The sequence below is a fragment of the Trabulsiella odontotermitis genome (genome assembly GCF_030053895.1).
Lineage (GTDB): Bacteria > Pseudomonadota > Gammaproteobacteria > Enterobacterales > Enterobacteriaceae > Trabulsiella > Trabulsiella odontotermitis_C.
Map to the genome: position 1 here is coordinate 1,856,323 of NZ_CP125781.1, position 23,426 is coordinate 1,879,748.

The 23,426-nt window shown below is 55.5% G+C and carries 21 protein-coding genes; 10 read left to right on the forward strand and 11 right to left on the reverse strand.

Features of this window, described 5'->3' with window-relative positions; genetic code table 11:
* Positions 1-38 precede the first annotated feature (38 nt).
* The 5 genes from ssuB to ssuE are packed head-to-tail and all read right to left on the reverse strand — an operon-like array spanning position 39 to position 4,286.
* Entirely contained in the window at positions 39-806 is a 768-nt protein-coding gene (gene ssuB / locus QMG90_RS08835) for an aliphatic sulfonates ABC transporter ATP-binding protein (protein WP_283283452.1), read from the reverse strand.
* Positions 803-1,594 carry an aliphatic sulfonate ABC transporter permease SsuC gene (ssuC, locus tag QMG90_RS08840; RefSeq protein WP_283283917.1) on the reverse strand — a complete coding sequence of 264 codons (792 nt, stop codon included), beginning with the start codon at positions 1,592-1,594 and terminating at the stop codon, positions 803-805. Before ssuC ends, ssuB begins: the two co-directional genes overlap by 4 nt.
* 10 nt (positions 1,595-1,604) lie before the next feature.
* Positions 1,605-2,750: an FMNH2-dependent alkanesulfonate monooxygenase gene (gene ssuD, locus QMG90_RS08845; protein WP_283283453.1), complete on the reverse strand. Its 1,146-nt coding sequence runs from the start codon at positions 2,748-2,750 to the stop codon at positions 1,605-1,607.
* Positions 2,747-3,721 carry a sulfonate ABC transporter substrate-binding protein gene (locus QMG90_RS08850; protein ID WP_283283454.1) on the reverse strand — a complete coding sequence of 325 codons (975 nt, stop codon included), beginning with the start codon at positions 3,719-3,721 and terminating at the stop codon, positions 2,747-2,749. Before QMG90_RS08850 ends, ssuD begins: the two co-directional genes overlap by 4 nt.
* Positions 3,714-4,286 (reverse strand): NADPH-dependent FMN reductase, encoded by a 573-nt coding sequence (gene ssuE, locus QMG90_RS08855; protein WP_283283455.1) that lies wholly within the window; start codon positions 4,284-4,286, stop codon positions 3,714-3,716. Before ssuE ends, QMG90_RS08850 begins: the two co-directional genes overlap by 8 nt.
* Before the next feature lie 229 nt (positions 4,287-4,515).
* Between ssuE and pyrD the strand changes: the two genes are divergently transcribed.
* Together pyrD and zapC are read left to right on the forward strand one after the other, a co-directional pair.
* Positions 4,516-5,526, forward strand: coding sequence for a quinone-dependent dihydroorotate dehydrogenase (gene pyrD, locus QMG90_RS08860; RefSeq protein WP_283283456.1), 1,011 nt, complete (start codon positions 4,516-4,518; stop codon positions 5,524-5,526).
* Positions 5,527-5,712: 186 nt separating this feature from the next.
* Positions 5,713-6,255: a cell division protein ZapC gene (gene zapC, locus QMG90_RS08865; protein WP_283283457.1), complete on the forward strand. Its 543-nt coding sequence runs from the start codon at positions 5,713-5,715 to the stop codon at positions 6,253-6,255.
* Here the strand turns inward: zapC and QMG90_RS08870 are convergent.
* Positions 6,252-7,361 (reverse strand): YcbX family protein, encoded by a 1,110-nt coding sequence (locus QMG90_RS08870; protein ID WP_283283458.1) that lies wholly within the window; start codon positions 7,359-7,361, stop codon positions 6,252-6,254. The genes zapC and QMG90_RS08870 overlap by 4 nt on opposite strands.
* Before the next feature lie 97 nt (positions 7,362-7,458).
* Here QMG90_RS08870 and rlmKL point away from each other — a divergent pair, with 97 nt between their 5' ends.
* The 6 genes from rlmKL to rmf all read left to right on the forward strand — a co-directional run bounded on the left by rlmKL (position 7,459) and on the right by rmf (position 15,382).
* Positions 7,459-9,567: a bifunctional 23S rRNA (guanine(2069)-N(7))-methyltransferase RlmK/23S rRNA (guanine(2445)-N(2))-methyltransferase RlmL gene (rlmKL, locus tag QMG90_RS08875; protein ID WP_283283459.1), complete on the forward strand. Its 2,109-nt coding sequence runs from the start codon at positions 7,459-7,461 to the stop codon at positions 9,565-9,567.
* A gap of 12 nt (positions 9,568-9,579) precedes the next feature.
* Complete coding sequence (locus tag QMG90_RS08880) at positions 9,580-11,487, forward strand: ABC transporter ATP-binding protein (RefSeq protein WP_283283460.1); 1,908 nt, start codon at positions 9,580-9,582, stop codon at positions 11,485-11,487.
* Positions 11,488-11,500: 13 nt separating this feature from the next.
* Entirely contained in the window at positions 11,501-12,769 is a 1,269-nt protein-coding gene (gene pqiA / locus QMG90_RS08885) for a membrane integrity-associated transporter subunit PqiA (RefSeq protein WP_283283462.1), read from the forward strand.
* Entirely contained in the window at positions 12,759-14,399 is a 1,641-nt protein-coding gene (gene pqiB / locus QMG90_RS08890) for an intermembrane transport protein PqiB (RefSeq protein WP_283283463.1), read from the forward strand. The genes pqiA and pqiB overlap by 11 nt, the downstream gene beginning before the upstream one ends.
* Positions 14,396-14,959: a membrane integrity-associated transporter subunit PqiC gene (gene pqiC, locus QMG90_RS08895; RefSeq protein WP_283283465.1), complete on the forward strand. Its 564-nt coding sequence runs from the start codon at positions 14,396-14,398 to the stop codon at positions 14,957-14,959. The genes pqiB and pqiC overlap by 4 nt, the downstream gene beginning before the upstream one ends.
* A 255-nt stretch (positions 14,960-15,214) precedes the next feature.
* Positions 15,215-15,382: a ribosome modulation factor gene (gene rmf / locus QMG90_RS08900; RefSeq protein ID WP_054179110.1), complete on the forward strand. Its 168-nt coding sequence runs from the start codon at positions 15,215-15,217 to the stop codon at positions 15,380-15,382.
* A 92-nt stretch (positions 15,383-15,474) separates the two neighbouring features.
* Here rmf and fabA read toward each other — a convergent pair whose 3' ends face one another.
* Positions 15,475-15,993, reverse strand: coding sequence for a bifunctional 3-hydroxydecanoyl-ACP dehydratase/trans-2-decenoyl-ACP isomerase (gene fabA / locus QMG90_RS08905; RefSeq protein WP_283283466.1), 519 nt, complete (start codon positions 15,991-15,993; stop codon positions 15,475-15,477).
* 69 nt (positions 15,994-16,062) lie between these two features.
* Complete coding sequence (locus QMG90_RS08910) at positions 16,063-17,823, reverse strand: AAA family ATPase (RefSeq protein WP_283283467.1); 1,761 nt, start codon at positions 17,821-17,823, stop codon at positions 16,063-16,065.
* Between the two features lie 184 nt (positions 17,824-18,007).
* Between QMG90_RS08910 and matP the strand changes: the two genes are divergently transcribed.
* Positions 18,008-18,463: a macrodomain Ter protein MatP gene (gene matP, locus QMG90_RS08915; protein WP_283283468.1), complete on the forward strand. Its 456-nt coding sequence runs from the start codon at positions 18,008-18,010 to the stop codon at positions 18,461-18,463.
* 87 nt (positions 18,464-18,550) lie between these two features.
* On the opposite strand, the gene ompA is transcribed toward matP, so the two are convergent.
* The gene (gene ompA / locus QMG90_RS08920; protein ID WP_283283469.1) at positions 18,551-19,603 is read right to left on the reverse strand and encodes a porin OmpA; all 1,053 of its coding nucleotides are present in this window, start codon (positions 19,601-19,603) and stop codon (positions 18,551-18,553) included.
* Between the two features lie 353 nt (positions 19,604-19,956).
* Positions 19,957-20,466, reverse strand: a complete 510-nt coding sequence (sulA, locus tag QMG90_RS08925) for an SOS-induced cell division inhibitor SulA (protein ID WP_283283470.1) — start codon at positions 20,464-20,466, stop codon at positions 19,957-19,959.
* 220 nt (positions 20,467-20,686) lie between these two features.
* Between sulA and QMG90_RS08930 the strand changes: the two genes are divergently transcribed.
* Complete coding sequence (locus QMG90_RS08930; protein ID WP_283283471.1) at positions 20,687-21,349, forward strand: TfoX/Sxy family DNA transformation protein; 663 nt, start codon at positions 20,687-20,689, stop codon at positions 21,347-21,349.
* On the opposite strand, the gene yccS is transcribed toward QMG90_RS08930, so the two are convergent.
* Entirely contained in the window at positions 21,270-23,426 is a 2,157-nt protein-coding gene (gene yccS, locus QMG90_RS08935; RefSeq protein WP_283283472.1) for a YccS family putative transporter, read from the reverse strand. The genes QMG90_RS08930 and yccS overlap by 80 nt on opposite strands.

Sequence of the window (23,426 nt, forward strand, 5' to 3'; positions counted from 1 at the left end):
ATAACAAGCCGGGCGGCACTACCTTGCCCGGCCTTTTTTTATCCATGTTTTCTGGCAGGCAATTCATTTGAACCGCGCTTCATCACCCGATCCAGCACTTCCGCTTCCAGCTCCGCCAGTCTGGCTAATCCGACCCGCCGTGGACGTGGAATATCAACCGTCAGATCCAGACCGATCTTACCCTCTTCGATAAGCAACACCCGATCAGCCATGGCGACCGCCTCGCTAACGTCGTGCGTCACCAGCAGCACCGTAAACCCCTGTTCCTGCCACAGCGATGCGATCAGATCCTGCATCTCAATGCGGGTTAACGCATCCAGTGCGCCGAGCGGTTCATCCAGCAACAGCAGGCCGGGGCGATGGATCAGCGCGCGGGCCAGCGCGACACGCTGCTTTTGTCCGCCAGACAGCGCCGCCGGCCACTCACCGGCACGGCTCTCCAGCCCGACCGATGCCAGCGCTTGTCGCGCCGCGTCCCGCCAGTGGCCTTTCAGCCCCAGGCCCACATTGTCGATCACCGTTTTCCACGGCAGCAGACGGGCGTCCTGGAACATCAGCCGGGTGTCATCCTGAATGTCGGCAAGCGGTGTGTTTCCCGCCAGCAGTTCGCCACCGTTGGGCGCTTCCAGACCAGCGAGCAGACGCAGCAGCGTACTCTTGCCGCCGCCGCTGCGCCCGACAATGGCAACAAATTGCCCGGCGGGAATATGCAGATCGAGGGCATTAAGAATGGTGTTTTCGCCGTAGCGTTTGGTGACGCCGTTCAGCAACAGCGGCGTCCCCTGATTCAGGCGAGCGGTATTCATGCGTTTGCCTCCTTCGACGAGTAGGCCGGATTCCAGCGCAGCCAGAGGCGTTCCAGCCCTTGCGCGCTGACATCAGCAAGCTTGCCCAGCAGGGCGTAAAGAATGATGGCGACCACCACCACATCGGTTTGTAAAAATTCGCGGGCGTTCATCGCCAGATAACCGATCCCGGCATTGGCTGAGATGGTTTCTGCGACGATCAGCGTCAGCCACATCAGGCCGAGGGCAAAACGCACACCGACCATAATCGAGGGCAGGGCGCCAGGCAGGATCACATGCCGGAACAGTGCAAAACCAGAGAGCCCGTAGCTGCGCGCCATCTCCACCAGTCCACGGTCGATATTGCGGATCCCGTGCCAGGTATTGATGTAAATCGGGAACAGTGTCCCCAGCGCCACGAGGAAAATTTTGGCACTCTCATCAATACCAAACCACAGAATGACCAGCGGGATCAGCGCCAGATGCGGGACGTTGCGTAGCATCTGGATGGAGGTATCCAGCAGCCGTTCGCCCCAGCGGGACAGCCCGCTAATCAGCCCCAGCGTCAGGCCAATCGATCCGCCAATGGAAAAACCGATCAGCGCGCGCCAGGAGCTGATCGCCAGATGCTGCCATAGCTCGCCGCTGGCTGATAACGACCAGAACGCCTCCACCACCCCTTCCGGGGAAGGCAGAATGCGGGTGGAGAGCCAGCCGGTCGCAGACGCGATTTGCCAGACGATGACGATCCCGGCGGGAAGCAGCCACGGGGCGATGCGCCGTAGCAGGGCATGGGAGGCTGTAACCATCATGCGCTCCTCAGCTCTGAGCCACTTTGCGAGGAATAAAGGCGTTGGCGACGGCTTCTCCCTGCTGTGGCAACGTAGTGGATTGAGGCACCTCGGGAATAGCGACATCCAGATGCGGGAACAGCAGTTCGCCCACTTTGTACGCCTCTTCCAGATGCGGATAGCCAGACAAAATAAAGCTGTCGATCCCCAGTGCAGCATATTCGTTGATGCGCGCGGCAACCGTCGGGCCATCACCCACCAGCGCGGTTCCGGCGCCACCGCGCACCAGGCCAACGCCGGCCCACAGGTTGGGGCTGATCTCCAGATTCTCCCGACGACCGTTATGCAGCGCCGCCATGCGATGCTGGCCCACTGAATCGGTTTGCGCGAACGCTGCCTGCGCTCTGGCGATGATCTCATCGTCGAGACGGGAGATCAGCCGATCTGCATCGCGCCAGGCTTCTTCAGTTGTCTCCCGCACAATCACGTGCAGGCGAATGCCAAAGCGCACCTGTCGCCCGTGACGCGCGGCTTTTTCCCGCACCTGGGCAATTTTCTCTTTCACCTGCTCTGGTGGTTCACCCCATGTCAGGTAGAGATCAACCTGCTCCGCGGCCAGATCCTGCGCCACATCGGAAGAGCCGCCAAAATAGAGTGGCGGGCGCGGCTGTTGCACGGGCGGAAAAAGCAGCTTTGCGCCGCGCACGCGCTGGTATTTACCGTCGAAATCGACGGTTTCCCCTTCCAGCAACCGACGCCAGATATGGGTAAATTCAGCCGAGGCTTCATAGCGCGCGGTGTGATCGAGAAAAATACCGTCGCCCGCCAGCTCCTGCGGATCGCTGCCGGTCACCAGGTTAAACAGCGCGCGGCCATTGGACAGACGATCCAGCGTGGCGGCCTGGCGTGCAGCGACCGTCGGGGAGATCACGCTCGGGCGCAGCGCGACGAGAAATTTCAGTCGCTGCGTCACCGGGATCATCGACGCCGCGACCAGCCAGGCGTCTTCACAGGAGCGCCCGGTCGGGATCAACACCCCGGTAAACCCAATCCTGTCAGCGGCCTGCGCTATCTGCTGTAGATACGCGTGATCGACAGGGCGCGCGCCCTCGTCGCTACCAAGATAGTGACCATCACCGTGCGTCGGTAAAAACCAGAACAGATTCAGGCTCATGATTTCGCTCCTTGTTGAGAAGTGGGGTGCCAGATTCGGGTACGGATGTCGATCTTCTTCGGCACCAGACGATTTTCGTAAAACAGATCTGCCGTTTGCTGTTGTAGTACCGCAATGGCCTCACTGACCGGGGCGATCACTGTCGGCGGGCGATGATCGAGATAGCTGGCGATCACGGGTTCAGGTAAGCCCATGGTTTTCGCCAGCAGGGTAATGCTCTGTTGGCGATGGCTTTGGGTTAAGGCATCGGCCTGGCTGAAGGTTTCCAGCACGCCCTGCAGAAAAGCGCCATTTTTCTCGGCATACGGGCGCGCCGCGAGGTAGAAAGAGCCTGTCTGTTTGAGTGAAGTCCCGTCTTTCAGCACCCGGACGCCACCCTGTAACAGTGCGGCAGAATAGTAGGGATCCCAGATAGCCCAGGCATCAACGTTATTTTGCTGGAACGCAGCGCGGGCATCGGCAGGCGTCAGGTAGACGGGCTGAATATCGGTGAACTTAAGCCCCGCCTGCTGGAGCGCACGCAACAACAGGTTGTGCGAGCTGGAGCCTTTCTGGAACGCCACCTTATGACCTTTCAGATCGGCGACGGTTTTGATGGCGCTGTTTTCCGGCACCAGAATCACTTCCGCTTTCGGTTTTGGCGGTTCAACACCGACGTACACCAGATCCGCTCCCGCCGCCTGCGCGAAGATCGGCGGAATATCGCCGGTGCTGCCAAGATCGATGCTGCCGACATTCAGCGCTTCCAACATCTGAGGTCCGGCCGGGAATTCGATCCACGAGATGTTTGTATCCGGATAGCGTTTTTCCAGAAACTGATGGCTTTTCGCCAGCACCATGCTGACGCTACCTTTTTGATAGCCAATGCGCAGTGCATCTGGCGCGGGCTCTGCGGCCAGGCTCCAGGCAGAAAGAGTGAGCAGGCCGGTCAGCGCCAGAGACTGTATTCGCCAGTGAAACAAATTACGCATGGGCAACTCCCTGTTGTCGCGGCTGGAAAGTAGGTTCGCGGCGTTGTAGCGCCTGCCAGAAGGTGTCCAGCGCGCTGTCGAGACGATGTTGCAGATTCGGAGTAAACCGGGGCTGGTGCTGATAATCGATAACCTGGCTGTCATCAGCAAAGACGCCGTGCAGGATCTCCTGCGCTTTCAGTGCGTTCAGTACCGGTTTCAGTGCGTAATCGACCGCCAGCATATGGGCAATGGTGCCGCCAGTGGCGACGGGCAGGACGACTTTACCTTCCAGCGCCCGTTCAGGCAGCAGATCCAGCAACGTTTTCAGCGCACCGGAAAAAGAGGCTTTATACACTGGTGTGGCGACGATCACCCCGTCCGCGCCGGCAAGTTGTTCAATGAGTGTTTGCAGTGCCGGGCTGTCGAAACGGGCATAGAGCAAATCTTCCGGTTCGAAATTCTGTAGATGCCAGTGGCAGACTTCGATGTCGGCACGGGAGAGTTTTTCCCGCGCATATTCCAGTAACGCACTGGAGCGTGACGGATAGCGCGGACTTCCCGCCAGCGTAATAACTCGACGCATAACCCCTCCTATATAACCAAATGTTTGCTTTTATCTAACATTGATAACATTTATCGCAGAGCGGAGAGGGATTACTAAATGATTTATCCGGCACTGGTTTGCCAAAAAATCACTATCAAGAAAACGTTTGCGTTTTCATCGCGCTTTTTTGCCGCAGGTCAATTCCCTTTCACCGCAGGATCGAACATAATACGCCCCCGGTTTGCACACCGGGAATCCAGGAGAGTTCATGTACTACCCTTTCGTTCGTAAAGCCCTGTTTCAGCTCGATCCTGAGCGCGCTCATGAATTAACATTCCAACAATTACGCCGTGTGGCGGGAACGCCGCTGGAAGCGCTGGTGCGCCAGAAAGTGCCTGCGAAGCCGGTTTCCTGCATGGGTCTGACATTCAAGAACCCGCTGGGTCTGGCCGCCGGTCTGGATAAGAATGGCGAATGCATCGATGCGCTGGGCGCGATGGGATTCGGTTCGATCGAAATAGGCACCGTGACGCCGCGTCCGCAGCCAGGCAATGACAAGCCGAGGATCTTCCGTCTGGTCGACGCCGAAGGGCTGATCAACCGGATGGGCTTTAATAATCTCGGGGTGGATAACCTGATCGAGAATGTCAAAAAAGCCCATTTCGACGGAATACTTGGGATCAATATCGGCAAAAATAAAGATACGCCGGTGGAACAAGGTAAAGATGACTATCTGATTTGCATGGAAAAAGTCTATGCCTATGCCGGATATATCGCGATTAATATCTCTTCACCTAATACGCCAGGTCTGCGTACGCTACAATATGGTGATGCGCTCGATGATCTTCTTTCTGGTATTAAAAATAAACAGAATGAACTGCAGGCGAAGCATCATAAATATGTTCCCGTGGCAGTGAAGATCGCCCCGGATCTTTCTCCTGAAGAATTGATCCAGGTAGCCGACAGTTTAGTTCGCCATAATATCGATGGCGTTATTGCGACGAACACCACGCTGGATCGATCCCTGGTCCAGGGAATGAAACATTGCGATGAAACCGGAGGCCTCAGTGGTCGTCCGTTGCAATTAAAGAGCACCGAAATTATTCGTCAGTTGTCAGCAGAATTAAATGGTCGTTTGCCGATTATTGGTGTTGGCGGTATTGACTCGGTGATTGCTGCACGCGAGAAGATAGCGGCTGGCGCTACGCTGATCCAGATTTATTCGGGCTTTATTTTTAAAGGTCCGCCTCTGATTAAAGAAATCGTTACTCACATCTGATTTTTTATCTCTTTTTCGGCTAATACTTTCTTCCAGGGCTTTATTTCCAGCCCTGGTTGTTTTATATTCCTTCATTGTTGCTTATTTAAACATTTTAGTCTTTCATTACATTGAGACAAATTAAGCGAAGCGGAAACGGAAAAGCAAGTTGGCAAAACAGGGATGCTAACGCGGATGGAGAAGAATATGCGAATTAAACCTGATGATAACTGGCGTTGGTATTTTGATGAAGAGCATGATCGAATGATGCTCGATTTAGCCAATGGTATGTTGTTTCGTTCGCGTTTTGCCCGCCGGATGTTAACGCCGGATGCATTTTGTCCTTCGGGCTTTTGCGTGGATGACGCTGCGCTTTATTTCTCCTTTGAAGAGAAATGCCGCCACTTCGACCTTTCTAAAGAACACCGCGCAGAATTGATTTTAAATGCGCTGGTGGCAATTCGTTTTCTGAAACCGCAAATGCCGAAAAGCTGGCACTTTATCGCCCACCAGTCGCACTGGCAACCGACCCTCGGCGATGCTGCCTGCGTCTGGCTGAGCGACAGTGGTGAGCAGGTGACGTTGCTGGTGGTCGAGCCGGGTGAGAACGCCGCGCTATGTCTGCTGGCCCAGCCGGGCTTAACGCTGGCCGGGCGCACGATGCAGCTTGGTGATGCCATCAAAGTGATGAATGACCGGTTACAGCCGCAACCGGTGATAACGGATTATACCCTCGTCCAGGCCGTTTAATTGCCCAACCGCAGAGCGGTTCTGGGGACACAGCTACAGCACAGAATCGTGCCATCTTTTCCGACCGCGTTTTTCTTCAGCGGTGTGACTTCCCCGTCCAGCAGTGTTATCCGGCAGCTTCCGCAAATTCCCGCCCGGCAAGAGTAAGGGATCCGAATTCCCTGTTGTTCCAGCTGTTCCAGCAAAATTTGCTGATTGTTGCCAGTGAACGTCTCTCCCTGCCATTCGATATCAAGCACGGCGTCTTCCTGCGTCTCGGGTGCCAGCGTCTCGTCGGCCTGACCGGCACCATAACGGCGCGCTGGTTTGGTCGCCAGCACCTCGACGCTGTCGCCCACCCGCACCACGCCGCTGTTACGGGCAATCAGGTTTTGACCAAAATCGACATCGCCATTATCCAGTGCGGTGCGGAAGGTCTGTAGCGTGCGTAACGGCTCCCCGGTAGGGTGTTTTTGCCCGCGCTCAGGGCTGACAGTAGTAAAAATGCAGCGGCTGCAGGGTTTCGCCACGTCGAAAACCACCTCGCCAATGCGGATCACTTTCCAGGTGTCTTCTTCCCAGGCCGCCGTGCCGGTGACCACCAGATTCGGACGAAACTGCTCAATACGCACACTGGCCGCGCAGCGCTGCTGTAAATCACGCAGAGAGGCTTCAGTGGCGAGCAAATAGGGAAAACCATCGGCGAAAGAGAGGGGCACCGCCTCGTGCTTTTTCACCCGCCGGGTCAGTTCCGGCCCGACCCAGCGGAGCTGGACGTCACGTTTGAAAAAGCCGCTTAGCCACTGGTTAATCGCCGCTGGCGCGATGCGGGCGGTAAAATGATTTCCCCACACTTCCGTTGGCGCATCCTGAGGCGCAAAATCGGCAAAGCGAATGATCGCGCTGCTGCCGTCCGGCGCGGTCAGGTGCAGACCGTCATGCAGCGGCGCCGGGGTGAATCTGACCATCTGCGGGAACTGGCGGGCGGTAATAAAAGTGCCGTCTTGCTCCGTAATCATAAAGATACGATCGAACGCCATCCCGCTGATGTCGGCGAAAGCATGGGTCAGGCCGATGCCGCGCATAGATTTGATGGGGTGAATAAAAAGTCGCGATAACGTCGCCATGACACGCTTCCTGAAGCCAAAATAAGCCTTTAACTTTATGACATAGGCCGCAGATTGGCTATAATGCGCAACAATTTTGTTTGATAAAAGTGACGATATGAAATCTCTGTTTGCCAGTACGGCCCGTGGGCTGGAAGAGCTGTTAAAAACTGAACTGGAAGGACTTGGCGCCGACAGCTGCCAGGTGGTTCAGGGTGGTGTCCATTTTCAGGGCGACACGCGGCTTCTGTACCAAAGCCTGATGTGGAGCCGTCTGGCGTCACGGATCATGATGCCGCTGGGCGAGTGCAAAGTGTATAGCGACCTCGACCTCTACCTCGGCGTTCAGGCGGTGAACTGGACGGAGATTTTCAGCCCCGGCGCGACCTTCGCGGTGAGTTTCAACGGCCTGAATGACGAGATCCGCAACAGCCAGTTTGGCGCTGTACGGGTGAAAGACGCGATTGTCGACAGCTTCACGCGCAAGGACCTGCCGCGGCCGAATGTCGATCGCGAAAACCCAGATTTACGCATTAACGTCCGTCTTAATAAAGAGACCGCCAGCATCTCCCTCGACCTGAGCGGTGAAGGCCTGCACCTGCGCGGCTACCGTGACGGTACCGGCCTTGCACCCATCAAGGAAAACCTGGCGGCGGCGATTGTCATGCGTTCTGGCTGGCAGCCGGGAACACCGTTGTTGGATCCGATGTGTGGTTCCGGGACGCTGCTGATTGAAGCGGCGATGTGGGCGACTGATCGCGCACCGGGATTGCATCGCGGTCACTGGGGTTTTGGCGGCTGGGCGCAGCATGACGAAGCGGTGTGGCAGGAGGTGAAATCCGATGCCCAGCGCCGCGCGCGGGCAGGGCTTGCTGCTTATGGATCCCGTTTCTACGGCTCGGATATTGATGGTCGCGTCATTGAACGCGCGCGCAGCAACGCCCGCCGGGCTGGCATTGGCGAACTGGTTACTTTTGAGGTCAAAGACGTCGCACAGCTTTCTAATCCGCTGCCGAAAGGCCCGTATGGCACGGTCATCAGCAACCCGCCGTACGGCGAACGTCTGGACAGCGAACCTGCGCTGATTGCGTTGCACAACCTGCTCGGCCGCACGCTGAAAAGCCAGTTTGGCGGCTGGAATCTGTCGATGTTCAGTGCCTCACCGGAGCTGTTAAGCTGCCTGCAACTGCGCGCTGATCGCCAGTTCAAAGCGAAAAACGGACCGCTGGACTGCGTGCAGAAAAACTACCATCTGGCGGAAGTCACTGGCGAAGCGCCGGTGAGCAGCATGGGCGATGACTTCGCCAACCGCCTGAAGAAAAACCTGAAAAAGCTCGACAAGTGGGCGCATCAGGAAGGGATTGAATGTTACCGCATTTATGATGCAGACCTGCCGGAATACAACGTGGCGGTGGATCGCTATGCCGACTGGGTGGTGGTGCAGGAATACGCGCCGCCGAAAACCGTGGATGCTAACAAGGCACGTCAGCGCCTGTTTGACGTTATCGCCGCGACCATTTCCGTGCTGGGGATTGCGCCGAACAAACTGGTGCTGAAAACCCGCGAACGGCAGAAGGGTAAGAACCAGTATCAGAAAATGGGCGAGAAGGGCGATTTCATGCAGGTCAGCGAGTACAATGCGCGCCTGTGGGTGAACCTGACCGACTATCTGGATACCGGTTTGTTCCTCGATCACCGCATCGCCCGCCGCATGTTAGGGCAGATGAGCAAAGGCAAAGATTTCCTCAACCTCTTCTCCTATACCGGCAGCGCCAGCGTTCACGCCGGGCTCGGCGGCGCGCGCAGCACGACGACAGTGGATATGTCGCGCACCTATCTTGAGTGGGCGGAACGCAACCTGCGCCTGAATGGCTTAACCGGTCGCGCGCATCGTCTGCTGCAGGCAGACGTGCTCGGCTGGTTGCGCGAGGCTGACGAACAGTTTGACCTGATCTTCATTGATCCGCCGACGTTCTCCAACTCAAAACGCATGGAGGATACTTTCGACGTGCAGCGCGACCACCTGCGGCTGATGACCGATCTCAAACGCCTGTTGCGTAAGGGCGGCACCATTATGTTCTCGAACAACAAGCGTGGTTTCCGCATGGATCTCGACGGTCTGGCGAAGCTGGGGCTGAAAGCTCAGGATATTACGCAAAAAACGCAGTCTCAGGACTTTGCCCGCAATCGTCAGATCCACAACTGCTGGCTGATCACCGAAGCCTGAAGGAATTAAAGAATGTCACTGATTAGTATGCATGGCGCTTTGCTGTCGTTCAGCGATGCGCCGTTACTCGATGATGCCGAACTGCATATCGAAGATAACGAACGCGTCTGCCTGGTTGGGCGCAACGGCGCGGGCAAATCCACGCTGATGAAAATCCTCAATCGCGAGCAGGCCCTTGACGATGGTCGCATCGTCTATGAACAGGATCTGGTGGTGTCGCGTCTGCAACAGGATCCGCCGCGTAATGTTGAAGGCAGCGTCTACGATTTTGTTGCCGAAGGGATTGAAGAGCAGGCGGTCTACCTGAAGCGTTACCACGATATTTCCCGGCTGGTGATGACCGATGCCAGCGAAAAGAACCTTAACGAGATGGCACGCATCCAGGAACAGCTTGATCACCACGGTTTGTGGCAACTGGAAAACCGGATCAACGAAGTGCTGGCGCAGCTCGAACTGGATCCTAACGCGTTGCTGGCGTCGCTGTCCGGCGGCTGGCTGCGTAAAGCGGCACTCGGACGCGCCCTGGTCAGCGGCCCGCGCGTGCTGCTGCTCGACGAACCAACCAACCACTTAGATATCGAAACTATCGACTGGCTGGAAGGGTTCCTGAAAACGTTTAAAGGTACCATCATCTTTATTTCGCATGACCGTTCATTCATTCGCAATATGGCGACCCGCATCGTCGACCTCGACCGTGGCAAGCTGGTGACTTATCCGGGCAATTACGATCAGTATTTGCTGGAGAAAGAAGAAGCGCTGCGCGTTGAAGATCTGCAAAACGCTGAGTTTGACCGCAAACTGGCGCAGGAAGAAGTATGGATCCGTCAGGGTATCAAGGCGCGCCGTACCCGTAATGAAGGCCGTGTCCGCGCCTTGAAAGCGATGCGTCGTGAGCGCAGCGAGCGCCGGGAAGTGATGGGCAGCGCCAGAATGCAGGTGGAAGAAGCGACCCGTTCCGGCAAGATTGTGTTTGAGATGGAAAACGTGAATTACCAGATCGATGGCAAAGTGCTGGTAAAAAACTTCTCTGCTCAGGTGCAGCGCGGCGATAAGATTGCGTTGATTGGCCCCAATGGATGCGGTAAAACCACGCTGCTGAAGCTGATGCTCGGTCAGTTGCAGGCCGACAGCGGTCGCATTCATGTGGGTACGAAGCTGGAAGTGGCGTATTTCGATCAGCACCGTGCGGAGCTGGATCCGGATAAAACGGTGATGGATAACCTCGCTGAAGGTAAACAGGAAGTGCAGGTTAACGGCAAACCGCGTCATGTGCTCGGCTATCTGCAGGACTTTCTTTTCCATCCGAAACGGGCGATGACACCCGTGCGCGCGCTGTCGGGCGGGGAACGTAACCGTTTATTGCTGGCGCGTCTGTTCCTGAAACCCAGCAATTTGTTGATCCTCGATGAACCGACCAACGACCTTGACGTGGAAACGCTGGAACTGCTCGAAGAGCTGATCGATGGCTATCAGGGCACTGTGCTGCTGGTCAGCCACGATCGTCAGTTTGTTGATAACACCGTTACCGAATGCTGGATCTTCGAAGGCGAAGGGCGCATTGGTCAGTACGTCGGCGGTTATCACGATGCCCGCGGGCAGCAGACGCAGTCGCTGGCGCAAAAGCAGCCGGTGGAAAAGAAAGTGACGGAAGTCGCTGCGCCTAAAGCAGAAAGTGTGAAACGCGGCGGGAACAAACTAAGCTATAACCTGCAACGTGAACTGGAACAGCTACCGCAACGCCTTGAAGCACTGGAGGCGGATCTGGAATCGCTACAGGCCCAGGTGGCAGATGCCGCGTTTTTCAGTCAGCCGCATGACCATACGCAAAAGGTGCTGGCCGAACTGGCGCAGGCGGAGCAAACACTCGAAGAGGCCTTCGAACGCTGGGAATATCTGGAATCACTGAAAAACGGCGCGTAACTGAGGACTCTGCATGTGTGAACAACATCATGCTGCACGGCATATCCTGTGCCCGCAATGCGATCTGCTGGTGGAGTTGCCACACCTTGAGCACCGGCATAAAGCCGCCTGCCCACGTTGCGGGACGACGTTAACAACCGCGTGGGACGCACCGCGTCAGCGTCCCACCGCTTATGCGCTGTCAGCGCTGTTTATGCTGCTGCTCTCCAACCTGTTCCCCTTTGTGAATATGAACGTGGCGGGGGTCAGCAGCGAAATTGAACTGCTCGAGATCCCGAACGTTCTGTTCTCCGAGAATTATGCCAGCCTTGGAACCTTTTTCATTCTGTTTGTACAACTGGTTCCCGCGTTCTGTCTGGTTACCATTCTGCTGCTGGTGAACCGGGTACGCATGCCGCTGAAGCTACAAATTCACCTCGCCAACATTCTGTTTCGCCTCAAAAGCTGGGGTATGGCGGAAATCTTTCTGGCGGGTGTGCTGGTGAGCTTCGTTAAGCTCATGGCCTATGGCGACATTGGCATCGGCAGCAGCTTTATCCCCTGGTGTCTGTTTTGCGTTCTGCAACTGCGCGCGTTTCAGTGTGTGGATCGCCGCTGGTTGTGGGATGACATCGCGCCAATGCCGCTGCTTTCTGCGCCGGTGAAAGTCGGGGTTTCCGGGTTGCGGCAGGGGCTGCGCTCCTGCCCCTGCTGTACGGCCATCCTGCCCGCCGACCAGCTCGTATGCACGCGATGCCATACCACGGCGCATCCGCGGCGTAAAAACAGCCTGCAGTGGACCATGGCGCTGCTCGTAACCTCGTTCATTCTTTATCTGCCGGCGAATCTGCTGCCGATCATGATTACTGATCTGCTCGGCGACAAAATGCCGTCGACGATCATGGCGGGGGTAATTCTGCTGTGGAGTGAAGGATCATACCCGGTCGCGGGGGTGATCTTCATTGCCAGTATTATGGTGCCGACGCTGAAGATGATCTCCATCGCCTGGCTGTGCTGGGACGCCAACGGTCACGGCAAGCGCGACTGCGAACGCATGCATCTGATTTATGAAGTGGTCGAGTTTGTCGGCCGCTGGTCGATGATTGACGTCTTTGTCATCGCCGTGCTTTCCGCCCTGGTGAGAATGGGCGGCTTAATGAATATTTATCCGGACATCGGCGCGCTGATGTTTGCCTTGGTTGTGATAATGACCATGTTTTCGGCAATGACCTTCGATCCCCGACTGACGTGGGATCGTGAGCCGGAGCCCAGCCATGAGGAGTCGTACAAGCATGGAAACTAACCGCGGGGAAGCGAAAGTGCAAAAGGTAAAGAACTGGTCGCCCGTCTGGATCTTCCCCATCGTCACCGCCCTGATTGGTGCGTGGATCCTGTTTTATCACTACAGCCATCAGGGGCCGGAAGTGACGCTGATTACCACCAATGCGGAGGGGATCGAAGGAGGGAAAACCACCATCAAGAGCCGCAGTGTGGATGTCGGCGTGGTGGAAAGCGCGACCCTGACGGACGATTTAACGCATGTGGAAATTAAAGCGCGTCTCAATTCGGGCATGGAAAAGCTGCTGCATCAGGACTCTGTTTTCTGGGTGGTGAAACCGCAGGTCGGGCGCGAAGGTATCAGCGGCCTCGGCACGCTGCTTTCGGGCGCTTACCTTGAGCTGCAGCCGGGGAACAAGGGCGGGAAACTGGAACGTTACCAGTTGCTGGATGCGCCGCCGTTGGCACCACCGGATGCGAAAGGGATCCGCGTGATTCTCGACAGTAAAAAAGCCGGGCAACTTAGCCCAGGCGATCCGGTGTTGTTCCGCGGCTATCGGGTGGGATCGGTGGAAACCAGCAATTTCGATCCGCAGAAACGGACGATCAGCTATCAGCTGTTTATCAGCGCGCCAAATGATCGTCTGGTCACCAGCAACGTACGTTTCTGGAAAGACAGCGGCATTGCCGTGGATCTGACTGCGGCGGGGATGCGCGTCGAGATGGGCTCTTTGTCGACATTGTTCGGCGGCGGCGTCAGCTTCGACGTGCCGGAGGGGATTGATCTCGGCCAGCCGGTGGGTGAGAAAACGGAGTTTCGGCTGTATGACGATCAGCGAAGCATTCAGGATTCACTGTATACCGATCACATCGATTATCTGATGTTCTTCAAAGACTCTATTCGCGGCCTGCAACCTGGAGCGCCGGTGGAATTCCGTGGCATTCGCCTTGGGACCGTGGGTAAGGTACCGTTCTACGTGCCAGGGTTACGACAGGCGCTCAATGATGACTACCGCATTCCGGTCTTGATCCGTATCGAGCCTGAGCGCATGGCCAGCCAGCTCGGTGAGAATCCGGACATTGGTGCGCACATCAACGAGCTTATCCAGCGCGGTCTGCGCGGCTCGCTGAAGACCGGTAACCTTGTCACTGGCGCGCTGTATGTGGATATGGATTTCTACCCGAAAGCGCCTGCGATTACTGGTATGCGTGAGTTTGGCGGCTATAAGATTGTGCCGACGGTAAGCGGCGGTCTGGCGCAGATCCAGCAGAAACTGGTCGATACGCTCGACAAGATCAACAGCCTGCCGCTTAATCCGATGCTTGAACAGGCGACTAATACTTTGTCGGAAAGCCAGCGCACAATGCGTCGGCTGCAAACCACGCTGGATAATCTCAACAAGCTGACTGCCAGCCAGTCGATGCAGCAATTGCCGCAGGATATGCAGCAGACCCTGCGTGAGCTTAATCGCAGCATGCAGGGCTTCCAGCCTGGTTCGGCGGCTTACAACAAGATGGTCGCGGATATGCAACGCCTCGATCAGGTATTACGCGAACTGCAGCCGGTGCTGAAAACGCTGAATGAGAAGAGCAACTCGCTGGTATTTGAAGCGAAGGACAAAAAAGATCCAGAGCCGAAGAGGGCGAAAGAATGAAAAAGTGGCTAATGGTCTTGCTGACCTGCGCGTTAACCGCCTGCAGCAGCAGTGGTGAAAACAAAACGTACTATCAGCTGCCGATGGCGCAGAGTGGTGCGCAAAGCGCCACGACGCAGGGGAACCGTCTGCTGTGGGTCGAGCAGGTCGCTATCCCGGATTACCTTGCCGGGAACGGCGTGGTCTATCAGACCAGCGATGTGCAGTACGTGATTGCCAGTAACAATCTGTGGGCGAGCCCGCTCGATCAACAGCTTCGTGCGACGCTGGTGGCCAATCTGAGCAGCCAACTGCCGGGGTGGGTCGTGGCGTCACAGCCGCTGGGCAATAATCAGGATACGCTGAATGTCTCAGTGACCGGCTTTCATGGTCGTTACGATGGCCGGGTCATCGTCAGTGGTGAGTGGCTGCTCAATCATCAGGGGCAGCTTATCAAGCGGCCGTTCCATCTCGAGCTGAAGCAGCAGCAGGATGGCTACGATGAGATGGTGAAAATGCTGGCGCAGGCCTGGCAGCAGGAAGCCGGGGTTATTGCTCAGACGATAAACCAGGTGCCATAAGTAAAATTCATCGTCAAAAGGCCGCAACGGATACCGTATCAGTTGCGGCCTTTTTGTTTTTATCATCAGTAGATTAGTTGTTCTGGCTCACAGTTTTTGTACAAATGAACTTCTGAGTAGCTCACAAATATGACATTGGTGTGAATTTTGCGCATTGACGATGCATCTGATTCGGGGTATTCGTTATGTGTGATCGCATATTTTGTGACCACTGTTTTCTTTTCCACCAGATCACAAGAATGAGGGAAACGAGGCATGAAGAGACAAAAACGAGATCGCCTGGAACGAGCACATCAACGTGGGTACCAGGCTGGCATCGCTGGCAAATCGAAGGAAATCTGTCCGTACCAGACCTTAAATCAAAGGTCACATTGGCTGGGAGGCTGGCGAGAAGCCATGGAGGACAGGGCAGTAATCGCCTGATGCTGTCTCTTTAGACCAGAAGCCACCGCCCCGCGGTGGCTTCGCCGTTTTATACTTCTGCGGCATTCGCGAATGGGGATTCGCTAAGAGGATTAGAACGCTGAGGTATCCTGGAACAAACCCACTTTCAGATCTGCTGCCGTGTAGATCAGGCGGCCATCAACCAGCACTTCACCATCGGCCAGACCCATGATCAGGCGGCGGTTAACGATGCGCTTGAAATGAATGCGGTAGGTGACTTTCTTCGCGCTCGGCAGAACCTGGCCGGTGAATTTCACTTCACCCACACCCAGTGCACGCCCTTTACCTTCGCCACCGAGCCAGCCGAGGTAGAAACCCACCAGCTGCCACATGGCATCAAGACCCAGACAGCCCGGCATCACCGGATCGCCAATAAAGTGACACCCGAAGAACCACAGGTCAGGATTGATGTCGAGTTCGGCTTCCACATAGCCCTTATCAAAATTGCCGCCACCTTCGGTCATCTTGACGACACGATCCATCATCAGCATATTTGGTGCCGGTAACTGCGGGCCGTTCGCGCCGAACAGTTCACCGCGACCAGAGGCAAGAAGGTCTTCTTTTGTATAGGATTCGCGTTTATCTACCATGTTTTCAGTAAACCTTATTTTGAGTTCGGGACGCAGGATAGCTAACACGTGTACGCTGAACAAGTCCGATCAGTTAGAATTAAACCAGCCCAGCCAGCGTAACGGCCACGGAAAGCGGTGACGGGCATCCTGCTGTGACGCCTGCGCGATACGCTCCTGAATGGTCTGTAACAGCGTCGTCTGACCTTCGCCATCCCACAGCAGTTGCGTCAGCAACGGCAGCGCGTCGGTAACATCATCAACCGCCCAGATAAAGAATTGCTCCTCTTCAACCGCTTGTCGAACTTCCTGAGATAAACTCAGGTGACGCACATTAGCCGACGGAATAATAACGCCCTGCTTGCCGGTCAGATCACGATGCTTACAGATAGCAAAGAATCCTTCGATTTTTTCATTCAGGCCGCCGACAGGCTGTGCGCGACCAAACTGATCCACAGAGCCGGTAATCGCAATACTCTGGTTGATGGGCGCGCCAGACAGGGCACTTATCAGCGCACACAGCTCGGCCATTGAGGCGCTGTCGCCGTCAACTTCACTGTAAGACTGTTCGAAGGTGAGTGATGCTGAGAATGGGATCTGCTGCTCAAGACCCAGCTCCGCCATCAGGAATGACTGCATGATCAGCATCCCTTTGGCGTGAATGTTACCGCCCAGCTCCGCTTTGCGTTCGATATCGGTAAATTCACCGTCGCCGACGTGTACGACGCAACTTATACGTGATGGTTCACCAAACGCGCGCGGATGGCCCGGAAACTCAATGACCGACAGGGCGTTAATCTGCCCCACGCGCTCGCCTTCGGTTTCGATCAGGATCTGCTCAAGTAAAATCTCATCCTGCATGCGCTCGGCCAGGAAACCTTCACGCCACTGACGCTGCTCAAGCATGGTGGTGAGCTGTTCGGCGCTGAACTCGGCGCTTTCTGTAAAGGCGGCGGCTTCACGTAGCTGTCGGCCCAGCCAGAGAGGGCAGAGCGGCAACGTTTCCTGGTCGCCGGTGTAACGGGTGGCTTCCTGAATCAGCACCGGCCACGCATCGGCAGCGGGGCCTGGAAGCTCAGCATCGCGCGCGACCTGCCACACCCACTGACACCACTGGCGCAGCGAGTCTTCATCAATGATCTGCAGGTTTTCTTCAAATTCGGTATAAATAGCGTTGGCGCTGAATTCGGGTTCCATTTCCTGGAATTCCGCCAGCGAATCACGCTCGCCAACCAGCATCACTTTCAGTGACAGCGACATTGACGGTACGTGGACCGGTAGCGGGCGCGCATCGTCGAAGCTCAGCCAGTCAAAGCGCTGGCGGGTAACGATATTCTTTAAGCGCATCCACAGTAGCGGTTGAGCCAGCAACGCGCGCAGAGAAATGACCAGCACGCCGCCGTTTGCCTGATGCACCAGGCCTGGCTGCAGGGTAATGTCGCCATTGAACTGGCGCACACAGCCAAAGAGCTGCTCGGCCTCGACCCAGTCGGCGTAAATCACCGGACGGGTGCTGGCAAAGTTATCATCAGGAGATTCCGCCGGACGCTGTGTGACGACACCGTTGTTGATATCGTAACGCACACCGCAAAGCGGCTGTGAAGGTGTTTGCAGGCTCTCTGTCAGCCGGGTAAGTAACTTAAGGTACTCAGGCTCCTCGGGTGCTTTCACCAGTACCACAGGCGAGATAGCTTGCGGATAGAGGAACTGCTCCAGCGCGTAATGCAAACGGGCCTGCGTATCGCGGAGTATCGAATCGGTTGGTAAGGTCAGCTCGGTCTGGGCAAACAAAGCCTGATAGTCGGTGGTATCAGGAGCCAGCTCACGTCCGGAAAGTTTATTGATGGTCAATGTCGATATTTTTTAGTCAGATGTAAAGGGCGGGATTATACCTTATGCTGCGCAGTAGCACACGGAGAATGCAGTTGTCAGGTATAACGGAGCACACTTCTGTTCACGAATGTCGATTTCTTCTCAGTGCATCGGGAAAAAACTGATATCCTGAAATGAGTTACACGGTCACCTTGGGATCGCGATGAAATATCAACAACTGGAAAACCTTGAAAGCGGGTGGAAGTGGAAGTACCTGGTGAAAAAACACCGGGAAGGCGAACTTATCACGCGTTACATCGAAGCCAGCGCCGCGCAAGAGGCGGTGGAGATGTTGCTGACGCTGGAAAACAAACCCGTGCTGGTCAATGAGTGGATTGCCGCGCATATGAATCCGACGCTGGCGAATCGCATGAAACAGACGATCCGTGCCCGCCGAAAGCGCCATTTCAACGCGGAACATCAGCATACACGCAAGAAATCGATCGATCTGGAATTCATCGTCTGGCAGCGACTGGCGGGGCTGGCGCAACGGCGTGGGAAAACGCTGTCTGAAACCATCGTGCAGTTAATTGAAGACGCCGAGAATAAAGAGAAGTACGCCAGCAAGATGTCCAGCCTGAAACAGGATCTGCAGGCGTTGCTTGGCAAAGAAGAGTAGGCGAGTTGTCGCGCATTGCGCGCAGCGAGTGCAGATATTCAGGCAATAAAAAACCCCGCGATGGCGGGGTTTTTTGTAGACGTGAACTTAAGCCTGCGGCTGAGTTACAACGTCTTTGATGCCTTTAACTTCGATCTCTACGCGACGATCCGGAGCCAGGCAATCGATCAGTGCAGCGCGAGCTTTCACGTTGTCACAGGTAGAACCGGTAACCGGGTTAGATTCGCCCATACCACGTGCGGAGATCTTGTTAGCCGGGATACCTTTAGATACCAGGTAATCAACAACAGACTGTGCACGTTTCTCGGACAGACCCTGGTTGTAAGCGTCAGAACCGATACGGTCGGTGAAGCCCAGAACCACTACGGAACCGTCTTTTGGATCCAGGTTGCTCAGCTGAGAGTACAGCTGATCCAGTGCCTGCTGACCTTCCGGTTTCAGGGTAGCTTTGTTGAAGTTGAACAGAACGTCAGACTTCAGAGTGAAGTGCTTGGTCTGTACTTCCGGAGCCGGAGCCGGAGCCGGAGCAACTACCGGAGCTGCTTCCTGCTGACCGAAACGGTAGGAAACACCTACGCTCAGCATGCCGTTGTCCGGACGAACGCCAACAGTACCACCGTCACCGATGTTGTTAACCCACTGGTATTCCAGACGGGTAGCGATGTCACGGGTCATTGCCCACTCAACGCCGCCAGCGAAGACCGGAGAAACGCCGGTGTCGTGGTTGTCGCCGATCTGGTTGTTGCTGGAGTCAGCGCGCCATACCATGCCGCCCAGACGGGTGTATACGTCCAGATCGTCAGTGATCGGGTAACCCAGTTTAGCAGTCAGCTGAACGCCCTGAGCTTTGAAGGCACCATTGATGGTGTCGCCTTTGTACGGCATACGACCCAGCCAGTCATAACCCATTTCGAAACCAACGTACGGGTTAACCTGGTAACCACCGAACGCGCCTGCACCCAGTTGACTTTCGTGAGTCGGGCCGTCGTTGTTCAGGGAGCTGTCATACCAGCCAGTGTCGTGGAACTGGGACCAACCCAGCTTACCACCTGCATACCAGGTGTTATCTTTCGGAGCGGCCTGCGCTACGGTAGCGAAGCCAGCCAGTGCCACTGCAATCGCGATAGCTGTCTTTTTCATTTTTTGCGCCTCGTTATCATCCAAAAATCGCCATGAAGATACTCAAGAAATTCACGGTTAAATCCTTCACCGGGAGCGTGACTTGTTAATAACTATGCCGTTACTTGCGGCTTAAGCCGGTCACCCCTGGCGATGTAAAGTCTACAACGTAGTTGGAAACTTACAAGTGTGAACTCTGTCAGGCATATGAAAAAAAAAGAGTTGTATACAGAATATTTAACAATTTTGCTGAATTATTCGGCAGCATAAAATAGCGCAAACCGCGCCAGACAGGCACTCTCACCGTTTTTGCTGAAAATTGGGACGCTGCTTTTAAAAGCGAAAAAAAATTCCAGGATTAATCTTAAATTGGCTCAATGGTAGAAATTTGAATGAATTTTTAGCCCGTTTAGCTGTCTCGTGGCTGTAGAGGTTGCACGAACCGGACGCATAAGGAAGCCAATCGCTTGTCCTTCTTCGGCTGCCATGACCAGTCTCGCGTGTTCCTCTTCTGTTAGCTCATCACTTAACCAACCGATAACCACACTATAGTTGCCAGTGCGCAGCGCACGAATCATTGATTCCAGCGTATTGCAGGGCGACATCTGACTTATTTGCATCACCTTTGTCAATGGCAAACCAGACGCCTGAACCCATTCGCGGCTCAGTTTTTGCTGTGGCGTTAACCACAATTGCCAGCGCGATTGCTGACCCAGCTGTTGTAACAAGGGTAGCAACAAAAGCTGGGTCATCATGGGCTGGTCTTCGTGGTAGACCACTTCGCTAATCAGCCCGGAAGAAGACGGCGTTGACGCGACGCGTGAATGACGACCCGGCGCTGCGGAAGCCATCGTTGAGTGATTTGCATAACCAGAAGTATACATAGTTTATCCAGCCCTGTGGGTTACTGTATGAATATACAGTACAACCACTGTGTATAAAGATCAACCCCATTTTCTGAAAGCGTCTCGCAAAAATTCACTGAAGTCGTACAGATGATAAAAATCATCTTGCCGCCTGCCCGGAAGTTGCCTATTTTCCTGCTTAACGGATCCGTTAATCGAAAAAATCACATCTAACGGCATGATTAACAAAGGAATAATCATGAAAAATGATTCCTATAAAAGGATATATAAGTCGCAAGAATATCTTTCTCCGCTGGGGAGAATTGAATACCGTGCGCTGTTTGGCGGATATAGTCTGGCCATCGAAGAGACCGTTTTTGCGATGGTGGCAGAAGGAGAACTTTATCTGCGCGTGTGTGAGCAAAGCGCGCCTTATCGCGTCAATCACCCGACGCCGCTGCTCACGTTACGTAAACGTGGCCGCCCTGTACTGCTCAATTATTACCATGTCGATGATGCGCTGTGGGACGATCGCCGCACGCTGTTAACCCTCTCTTCGCATTCACTTGAGGAGGCGCAGCGGGAAAAGGATCTGCGGTATGACAGGCGAAGGCTAAAAAATCTGCCCAATATTACGTTTCATATGGAGCTGATGCTGCTGGAGGCCGGAATACGTGATTACCACATGTTATGTACGCTGGGAGCAGAACTGAGCTGGCTGAAGCTGCGGGAGAAAAGAAGGGGGATTAGCGTCAGCGTGCTTTTCGCGCTGGAAGGGGCGATTGCTGGCGTCCATGCGGCAGCGCTCCCGGCGCAGCGGCGCCAGGAGCTCATGGAGTGGGTCAGTAGCCTTCCGGGATTTCCTCTTTCGCTGGCGGAGAAACTTGCCGCTGAAGGCGACTTATCTCCGGGAGAAGCGTAACCAGCAGGCCGATTTGCTGTAACACCAGCGGCTCTTTGCTCTCAGCCCGTGGCTCCAGTTGGTGGATCCGCTGCATCAGGCCCGTCAGCGCCTGATGCACGCGTGGCTCATCTTTCGGCGTATGGTGGAACGCATCATCAACGTAACATACCGCGTCATCCAGCAGCGCGAGGATGTCAGGGTTCGTCAGCTGTTCACGATGAGCGCCCAGCGCAGAAATGTAACTGGTAAACGTGTGGTTGAGACACAGCAGGCGAAACGCCGTCTCTTTCATCTTTGCCGTCACCTTTGGCTCTGTCGACATGTTCGAGATAACCGACGCCAGTTCCGCATCGCTGTTCCACGCTTCACGACGCGCAATGCGGTAGGCCAGGCGGTTATCGCGCCCCTGGTGGTACTGCTCAAGGATCGCATCCAGATACCGGCAGTTGGCGTCCACGGCGCGCTCCAGAACACGGGGCAGATTACGAAACCGCCAGTCCGGCCAGATAAAACTGACCGCCGCCCAGGCAATGGCGCAACCGATGAGCGTATCAAAAATACGCGGTAACGCGACCTCAAAGCCTTCACCCAGCAGGTTAAAGCACAGCAGCACCAATAGCGTGATAAACATAGTGGCGTTGGCGTACTGCACGGTGCGGAAAGCAAAGAAGAGCACGCCGGTGACCACAATGAGCAACAGTTGCCCTTCGACAGAAGGGACGAGCAACAGCACGGGTAAACCAATGGCGACGCCCACCAGCGTGCCAAAAATACGCAGGGCCAGACGGTGGCGGGTGGCGTTGTAGTTTGGCTGGCAGACAAACAGGCTGGTCAGCAGGATCCAGTAACCATGATGCAGCCCGGTTAGCTGGATAAAGGCATACCCGGCGCACAGTACCAGCGACATCCGAATGGCATGGCGAAACAGCGCCGACTCCGGCGACATATTGCGGCTCAGCCTCGCGCGGATATCGCTGAACCCGTGCAACCGGTCATCCGAAAGCAGGTTTTCGGTATCGTTTCGCGGCTGGTTTTGCACCTGTTCAGACTCAATCGTCGCCAGTTGTGCATCAATGGCGCGCAGGTTGTTGAGCAGAAAACCCAGTGCGTTTATCTGCTCGACTGGCACACCGCTGGCGCGCACGCGATCCAGCGCGGCATCAAGATGGGTAAATACGCGTTCAAAGCGCGGATCGTGCTGATAAGGCGTACGCAGCAAAATGGAGCGCGCCAGTTGCTGACAGGCCTGTGACTGCATCGACATCAGACGCTGGAAACGGAACATGACATCGCTGTAGCGGAAGTTGTCGCGCAGTGTCTGATACTGAATATGCGCCGAGCTGGCGCGTTCATGAATGTCCTGCGCCACGAAATAATAATGTAGCGTCCGGCGCGTGTTGCGCTGACCACGATCGCCGCGTAAGCGTGTCAATAAAGAGGCTTTTGTCTGGTTGAGCATGGACACCAGTTGACCATTGGCAAGCACCAGTTCATAGACCGGTGCCTGGCTTTCCTCTTCGATATCCGGGTCAAACAGGCGGGACTTCAGTTCGAGATAATGGGCAAGCTGCTCATAGCTACGGGCCAGACTGTCCTGCAACGGGCGAACGGGAAAAATCAGATGCCCGGTGAGCGTCAGCAGGTTATACCAGATGGCGCCGGCCAGCAGGAAAAGAGGCTGTTGATACCAGTGCTCATACAGCGACACGCCAAGCATGGTGTAAATGGCGATCAGCAACGCGCCGAAAGCAATCGTGGCATAGCGTTGCCCGAGACCGCCGAGCAGAATAAAACCGCTGGTGGAGATAGTCAGCCCGATGGCGAACAGCCATGGCCACGGGAACAGCAGCTCCACAGAGGCCGAGGCAATAAAAAAACACACCAGTGTTATCAGCAGATTACGCAGACGACCCGTCAACCGGTCATCCAGATCGGTCAGCGCCGCCGCTACCACTCCGAGTGTCAACGGAATGGTAAGCTTAACGTCGCCCAGCCACCACGGCAGGGCAGTGGTGCCGCAAAGGGCGATAAAAATTCTGACGTTGTAGAGCCAGGAACTGTTCCATGTATAGCGGCGAAGCAACGGACTTAGCAT